General features: G+C 58.0%; 3 protein-coding genes and 1 pseudogene. All 4 read right to left on the bottom strand.

Annotated elements, in window-relative coordinates:
- Positions 1–24 precede the first annotated feature (24 nt).
- Entirely contained in the window at positions 25–2,256 is a 2,232-nt protein-coding gene (locus EN906_RS13785) for a PAS domain-containing protein (RefSeq protein ID WP_127266652.1), read from the bottom strand.
- Positions 2,257–2,404: 148 nt separating this feature from the next.
- A complete protein-coding gene (locus EN906_RS13780; RefSeq protein ID WP_127273142.1) occupies positions 2,405–7,948 on the bottom strand; it encodes an ATP-binding sensor histidine kinase in 5,544 nt (1,847 codons plus the stop codon).
- Between the two features lie 239 nt (positions 7,949–8,187).
- Entirely contained in the window at positions 8,188–8,565 is a 378-nt protein-coding gene (locus EN906_RS13775; RefSeq protein ID WP_127270690.1) for a response regulator, read from the bottom strand.
- Position 8,566: 1 nt separating this feature from the next.
- Positions 8,567–8,669: pseudogene (locus EN906_RS13770) on the bottom strand (DNA-binding response regulator); the annotation flags it as partial.

Here is an 8,669-nt window from a genome sequence, read left to right as displayed (position 1 = left end):
GTTGTAGTACTTACTGTGATCGCGTCACGCGACGTCTCTTCTATCTTGCCCCGGGTTGGAAATAGGCAACGTAAAGGTGAATACGGCGCCTCCGTTTTCGCCATTCTCAGCCCGTATCTCCCCGTCATGCGCCTCGATGATGGAACGGCAGATCGCCAGTCCAATGCCCTTGCCGTTCGCCTTGGTCGAGTAGAACGCCTCGAAGATCATGTGCGGGTCTTCCATTCCGGATCCTTGGTCGCGAACCTCCACCGAGATCCGGTTTCCGGCGATAAGTCGCGAGCCGATTTCAAGGACTCGTTCCTCCGGAGGCATGCGTTCCATGGCATCGATGCCGTTCCGGATCAGGTTGACGAGAACCTGCTGAAGCTGGATACGGTCCCCTATTACCGATGGCAAGCCGTCATCCGGGCCGGTTCTTATCTGAATTGCGTTCACCGCAAGCTCGTTCTCCATGAGCCGGCAGACGTCCAAGACGAGTTCGTTGATGCTAACCGGCGTCCTAGTTTCAGAGGTTCTAAAGAACAGGACACGGATTCGGCGAATGATGTCTGCGGCCAGATTTGCATCCCTCGTGATCCTGCCCACGTTGGCGATCGCGCGTGTTATGTTAGGCGGATCAGCTTTCAGCCAGTGTTCGCAGGCCTGTGAGCTTGCCACGATGCTGGCCAGTGGCTGATTGACTTCATGCGCGATGGATGCGGTCAGCTCGGAAAGGCTGGCAGCCTTCGAGGCGCTCGCAAGTCTCTCATGTGCCGACCTCAGTTCCTCCTGCATCCTCGTTTCATCGTCGATATCGGTGATGACCGTATACCACTGTAGCAGTCGGCCATCCCCGTCGCGAAGCGGCTCCGACCGGCTGTCGGCCCAGCGGTAGTGCCCATCGTGTCGCATGTGACGATAGCGCAGCGTAAACGGCCTGCCTAAAGCAAATGACTCGACCAGGGCGCGGCGGAATCGTTCCCTGTCGTCTGGATGGATCAACCGGTCTATCTGCTGGTTGCGATCGAACCGCGCTTGGTCGACCTTCTCAGCGCGGATACCGGCGTAGTCGTTGAGCCGTCTGTTGATGTAAGTTGGTTCGCCCGAAGCAGAAGCGCACCAAACCATGACAGGCACCGTGTCGACCAGAAGCTGCAGTTGCCTCTCACTCGCGCGCAGGGCTTCCTCGGCCTGCTTGCTCTCGTCAATATCGATGAGGACGCCGTACCAGCGTATGATCTTTCCCGTGTCGTCGCATTGAGGTGCAAGACGACTGTCGACCCAGCGGAACATGCCGTCATGACGGCGCAACCGGTATATCTCCGCGAAGGAGGTGCCCGTCGAGAATGACCGCATCATTGCGTCACCGACCCGAATTCGATCGTCGGGGTGCACGGTCACGTCGAGGGCCTCACGCAGGCGGGTCTTGTTTGGAACCTCCAAGTCGCCAATCGCGATGCCGGCAAACGCTTTGACCTGCTTATTTGCGTAGAACGGCTCACCTTCGGGCGTCGCGCACCAGATCAGGGCAGGAATGGCGTCAACGAGTTGTCTAAGCTCTCGCTCACTCTCTCTGAGGGCCTCCTCGACGAGCTTCTGCTCGTGTATATCCACGGACGTACCGTACCAGCCGGTAATGTCTCCTTTGGCACCCCGGGCAGCGCGAGCAACTGCACGAAACCAACGATAGCTGCCGTCATGTCCTTGGATGCGGCAATCGGTTACAAAATCCTCGCCGCTGGCGAGGCATTCCACCAGCCGGCCAAACGTCTGCTCCACGTCGGCAGGGTGCACAAGCGGAATGGCATTTTTCCAGTCGTCCAAGTCTGCCTGGCGTTCGTTGCCGGTGACATAGTTCTGTACCGCCTTATTTGTGTACGTGTATTCGCCCTTGCCGTTCAGAGACCACCCCATGGCCGGCATGTTGTCAACGATGGCTGCCGCGAACCGCATGCGATCATCCGCCTTTGAGGGGAAAATCATTGCACACCTAATCACGGTGAAAATCACCAAGGCTGCCCCTCCAAAGAGTGCGGTTTGCACTGCAGGAGAGAGGTCGCCCTCTGTCATCAGATGTGCGGGCGGAAAGTGGGCTAGGGCAAAAAGCATCGTCACGAAGATCGCCCCAATGAAGCCGATACGCCAAGCATCAAAGGCACAGACCGACACGACGCCCATGATCAGGAGCCACGGCTCACCACTCACCAAGACGAGAACGATCGCCATAAGCAAAGGGAAGATCGCCAGAACGGGTCGTGCAACGTTCCGGAACATCTGAGATGTCCCCTATGGATATGCCAAGGCAAATACATGCCGATGTTGCTGAGATGGTGGAAGCTGAATTATAGACATACACAGAACAAAAGTTCGAGTAAGGACTGGCGTCTTTCACTGGGCATTATCGGGGTTCCCTGCGAGAGCACTAAGACGGCGGCTCAGGAGCGTCGATTGGCAGGGAAAACGAGAAGATTGCCCCCTGTGGCTCATTACGCGTCGTGCCGAGCGAGCCACCGTGGGATTCGATAATTGTCTTACTAATTGCCAGTCCCATTCCCATCCCATCCGGTTTCGTCGAATAGAAGGCGTCGAAAAGCTTTTCCTCCAGGCCGGATGGAACGCCAGGTCCAGTGTCTTGAACTGCGACATAGACAACATGAGGGGATTCGCGTCCGGAGACTATCTTCAGTTCACGCGGCCGACTGTTGACACCTGCCATGGCGTCTATGGCATTGAGCATCAAGTTCAGGATGACCTGCTGCAACTGGACGCGATCCGCCAAGACGCGAGAGAGGGTCTTGTCTAGCCTCAGCTCAAGCGACACCTCGTTCAGGACGAGTTGCTCTCGAACCAGCGCGACAGTGTCGGAGACAATTGCATTGACGTCGACCAGGTCGTTCCTGGGTGGCATCTTGGTGACAAGGGCGCGTGTGCGATCGAGCACTTCGGCTGCCCGGTGCCCCTCGCTCATCGCCCGCTCGAGTGCACGCCGGACTGCCGGAATGTTGGGTGGTCCTGCCGATAGCCAATTCAGGCCTGCCGAAGCGCTAGTGACCACACCCACTAGAGGCTGCCGCAGCTCATGGGAGATTGCGGCGGAGAGTTGCCCTACTGTAGCGACCCGACTAGCGTGGGCCAATTCGGATTGAAGGTCGCGATAACGGCGATCGCTTGCACGAGCAGCCTCCTCCGCCTGCTTTCGCGCAGTCAGATCCAGAATGAAGGTGACCCCACCGTCCGATTCGGGATCGCCAAATGTGGCGGCGCCAAGAAGCACGGGAACCCGCCTTCCATCCTTATGGAAGAACTCCTTCTCCCAGGGTGGCGCTATCCCCGTTGCCTTTACTTCCGCGACCATTCTGGCGTCGTTTTCCCAACCCTCAGGTGGAGACAAATCAGTCCAATAAACTCGTCCCGCAGCAAGATCGTCGCGATCGAAACCTAGCATGTCAAGGAACGAGTCGTTCGCCTCGAATATCAGGCCATCGAACCTCCACATGAAGACGCCGATGATGTTGGCATCCACCAGGCGACGGATTCTCGCCTCGCGTTCAGCGAGGTCGCGATAAAGGCGTGTATTCTCCAAGGCTACGGCGGCGTGGGACGCAATCAGCTTCAGAATGGCTATCTGACTGGGCGTGAATACGTTGGCGGCAAGATTGTTCTCCAGATAAAGCAGGCCGATCAGCTTTCCTTGATTGATCAAAGGCAGCGCCAGAAGCGAGCGCACATGCCGGTCGAGGATATATGGGTCGGTGGAGAAAGGACTGGTCAACAGTGCATTCTCCAAGATAACCGTTTCTTTCGTGCCGAGGACGTGCTGGACGATTGCATCCGGCAGCGCGGCACTTGTGGAGTTCAGGTTTTCCCGCAACCTGACCACCACGCCGTGGCCAGTCATCTCGGCTTCGGCTTCGATATGAGTCCCCGCAACTTGACTCAGCACAAGGACCGCTCTCCCTGCCCCTGCATGTTCGATCGCCATGCGCATCAGCGCATCGACCAGCTTGTCGAGGACGATCTCTCCCGAAACAGTCTGAACGACCTTGATCACCGTGGCTAATTCGAGTTGTTCGACCGGCGCGAACGTCGTGCCGGTCGAAAGCGCCACTGGCTGCTCTTCTCGCAGTTGCGGATACGCGGCCTCCATCTGCGTGACTTTGGCGTGAGCTCCCCAGCGGAGATAGCAGAGGCGGGCTTCCCGTAGATACATCAGGGAGATTCTTTCAAAGTTCTGTCGTGCATAGAACCGGCTGGCCATCTCATTGGAAACGGCTTCATTGTGCAGGAAGCCGTTTTCCTTCGCCAAGCGGATGCTCTCTTCATAGAGGCGCTGGGCTTTCAGATCTTGTCCGTCTACCCGCGCGATCTCCGCGGCGACGAGGAGATGCTTGTCGGCAAATGTCGGAGATCCCGTTTCCTCGGCCCAGGCCCGCAATTGCGCGTGCCGCGAAGCCAATTTCGCGTGCATTGCGCCACGCTCGGCAACGGGGGCTTCATCAATGAGTGCAGCGAGCGAAAGCCCGGCGTAGTAGAAGCAGTCCATCTGCTCGATCTGCATGTTCCGGATCGAGAAATGCGATTGCACCTTATCCGCGGCGGCCAAGGCAGCCTCGTACTCCCCGGCAAGGAAATGAACCATGGTTTTGCGGGTCCAGTACCACCACATGACGACGGAGTTCTGCGAGCGTGCGAGATTGGCTTCGAAGGCGCCGGCGTCGAAGGTTTCGTCGCTATACTCGGAGAGTCCTCGCGTCCGGCCCCGCAGGCTAGCTACCGCGCGCTCGGTGGCTATCACCAAATCCATTCCAGCCTGGAAGCCGGTGTCCCGGGCAAAATCGAGCGCACGCTTACACTCGTGGTCGACATCCTCAAGCTTCTGGCCGCTGAGAAATACATGCAGGACGATTACGGCAGCCTCGAAGCAGGCGTAATAGAGATCGCCGGCTTGGACTCCGCCTCTGAATGCTGCACGCAGCCAATCGAGGACCACGGGCAGCGGCTCCGTCCATGCGGCGGCAAGTCCCGTCAAATGGTTCACGCGCGCTTTGTCGACTGGTCCGTTTCGCTCTGAGGCAAGGTCACTCGCTAGCCGGGCGATGTGATACCCGTCCTCGTAGCGGCCGAAGGCGGGGCCGATGACGTAGCCCAACAGAACAAGACCCTGCGCCGACGTACTCGCAGCCCCCCGGGTCAGGGAAAGATTTATCATCCTGCAGATTACCAGGATCGTCATGTTGAAGCTGGAGAAATACGCCGGCGGCTGCATCTCCGCCAAGAGACGCATCGCCGCGAGTGCTTGTGGATCTGTCATGGGTGGCAGATCGGCGAAGCTCTCTATCGGGCGGCCCTGGAGGTTCCTCCAAATCTCGTCGTATTCACGCTCGACGTCTGCCCAGGAAGGGCGTATCGGCAAGTCGAAGCCGAGAAGCCCCAGCCCCTCCACTCCATTTTCGACCGCACCGCTGTTGTCCGACTTGACAACGCAAAGCTCCACCTTGAGCCGGTAGACCGCCGCCTTCTCCACGTTGGCAGTTTCTTGGGTCAGCAAGGCAGAGATCATCTGATCGGCCTGCGCGAGATCGCCGCTGAGGAAGGTGCATTCGGCATGCTCAATTGCCAGCGCGAATGCAAGTTCGGCATGTGTCGTCCAGCCGACATCGACGAGCTGCGATCGTCCCCTTGCCAGGTAGCCGCACGCCGCCGAATAGGCGGCGGACGCCTTGGCTTTCCGCCCAGCACGCAAATACAGGTTTGCGACCTTCGCGCGCTCCGCAGGTGCGATGCTTCCGATTTCGATGCGGTTGAACTGACTCACGATGTTGAAGACATCGGCATCGATCTCGGCTTCATCAAGCGTCGCAAGCAGCCGCGATCCGATCAGTTGATGGGTGGCGGCCTTCTCGGGTTCGGGAAGGGTGGCATAGGCTGCTTCATGGATGCGATCATGCGCAAACGCGTAGCCATCGTCGACCTGGAGGAGCAGACCGGCCAGGAGAGCGTCATGGAGAAGCATGTGTGCCTTCTCGGCAGATGCTTCGACAATCCGCTGGAACGTCAGGGCTTTCACAGCGTTGCCCATGCAAGCCATTTGCCTCAACGCCTGCTGTGAGGCTTCCGGAAGGCGACGCAGGCGCTCGACCATGAGATCGACTATGCTGTCACTTACACGCCTCGCATTGACCTGATCGATATCCCAACTCCAGCCCGATGAATCCGGATCGTATACGAGCAGGTTCTCGTCAACGAGGCTCGCTACGAACTGGGTGGTGAAAAAGGGGTTGCCGCCAGCCTTCGCAAATACGCTGTCGGCAAGCGGAGCCACTCTCTGTGGATGATCGTCGAGCGCATCTGCGATCATGTGGACAATGTCCTGCGGCTGGATTCCGCTCAATTGAATATCTTGAACCGGCGCTCCTGACGTTCGGATGGAGCGCAGGCGTCTATACAAGGGGTGATCTGGAGCAACTTCATTGTCCCTGTATGCGCCCACGAGGAGAAGGCTTCCCGTTTCGGACTGGGTCACCAAGTTCTCGACGATGTCCAGGGTCGCCGAATCCAGCCATTGCAGATCGTCGAGGAACAATACGAGGGGATGTTCTGGGCGTGCGAACACACCGATGAACTGTCGGACCACAAGGCGTAGCCGGTTCTGCGCCTCAGGACCGGAAAGATCAGGCACCTTGGGTTGTTCGCCGATAATGGTTTCCAATTCTGGAATGAGATTGACTATTAATTGGCCGTTCGGCCCGAGGGCTGTGGCGAACTCATTCCGCCACAGCGCTAGCTCGGCCTCGTGTTTGCTCAACAATTGTGCAACCAAGCCTTGCAATGCCTGCGCCAGCGTCGCGTATGGAATTCCGCGTTTGTATTGATCGAACTTACCAGCAGCGAAAAGTCCGCGCCGAGACGCAAGCGACCTGTGCAATTCGTTGACGACCGACGATTTGCCGATCCCCGAATAGCCGGACACAAGAACGAGTTGGGGAGAGCCATTCGCCACGACCCGATCGAACGCAGTGATCAACGATCTGATCTCGTCGTCGCGCCCGTAGAGCTTTTCCCGGAAGATTAGCTTAGTTGGCGTGTCGCGCGTGCCAAGATCAAACGGCCGAACGGCCCCGCGCGCCTCCCATTCCTCGAGACACCGCTGCAAATCCGCCTTCAGGCCAGCGGCCGTCCTGTAACGGTCCTCCGCAGCCTTTGCCAGGAGCTTCATGACGATGGCTGAAACAGGCTCCGGAATTCCGGTCAACCTTTCTGAAGGAGGGATAGGTTGACGGGCCACATGACAATGAATCCACTCCATTGGGTCAGCAGCGACAAATGGCAGGGCGCCGGTGATCATTTCATAGAGGGTAACGCCGAGAGCGTAGAGATCGCTGCGAGCATCGATCGACCGGTTCATGCGTCCGGTCTGTTCCGGAGCCATATAGGCGAAGGTACCGGCGATCACCTCGGGGGGCACCGGAGTCTGACGCTCGCGTGGAAGCCGCGAAGCGATGCCAAAGCCAATCAGCCAAGCGCGATCGCCGGAGCCACTTATGAGAAAATTGTCGGGTTTGATATCCTTGTGGATTAGCCCAGCTTCATGCATCTGCCCCGTCGCATCCGACATTGCCATGGACAATATCAAGAACCGCCGGATCGGGATCGGTGCCCCGACCTGCCGCGAAAGCGGCTCGCCGCCGGGATCATCGAGTAGAAGCTCGGTAACGTTTCCTTCCCCCAGAAGCGCCATCGGGCGCGCGGCCCATGTGCCCTCGATATATGGTTTCAGGCTGTGTTCATTAACGAGGCGCGCTGCGAGGCCCAACCGTGACTGGTCCAATTTTGGCCTGACAACGAGCGCGGTCTTCTCAGCGTTGCCGTCTCGGCGCCTCACCCTCATCAGCAAACGCTCTTCGTCTTCGGCGAGGACCTTGAGGTCAACATTCGAGAGATCTACGAGCCTGCGCGTGTTCGTCATAGGCCTCTATCCGAGTCTCGTTGCGTCAAGTCGCCGATGCCAACGGTAATCAGCCAGACTCGCGCTGTCACCGTCCTTGAACAGCTCCTCTGTCGCAGTTGCTTTCCCAGTCGCATCGTCCCCCCGTAACGACCAGAGAGCAATAACACCGGACTACGGCCTCGGTTGGCCGACGGTAAATCCTTTACAAGTCCCATCCTGCAAACCGCCAAAAGGACGATCGTGTATTTGTATCCGCGTCAATCACGAGCCAAGAGAGCGTCGGATACTGCATCCAGCAATGCTCTGGTATCAAATGGCTTCTGAAATACTCTAGAAACAGAAGCTTCGGTCACTCGCCTTTGAGTGGCCAGTTCCTGCCTGCCTGTGATGAAGATGACGGGAAGGTTGGGAAGTCGAGCATTTGCCCTCCGCTGCAGTTCGACTCCATCCATGACCGGCATGCCGACATCAGTGATCAGGCAGTCTACTTCCGACAGCCGATCACCCTGGAGGAGAGATAAGGCAGTGTCATAGGAGCGCACCTTATGCCCGGCTGATTCCAGGAGATCTCCCAGGGACTCAAGTAGATACGGATCATCGTCCACGATCGCGACGACCCACTGACGAGAATTCACTTCACAAAGCTCCTGCATGGCGGGAATGAGTTATCGGAATATCGAGCATGGCTGCAATCCGCACCAGATCGGCAAGTGAGGCAGCCCGCATCTTCTGCATGACC

Source organism: Mesorhizobium sp. M7A.F.Ca.CA.004.06.1.1, from assembly GCF_003999135.1.
Classification (GTDB): domain Bacteria; phylum Pseudomonadota; class Alphaproteobacteria; order Rhizobiales; family Rhizobiaceae; genus Mesorhizobium.
The sequence above is the reverse complement of the archived record's forward strand: the minus strand, read 5'-3'. Positions and strand labels throughout refer to the sequence as shown.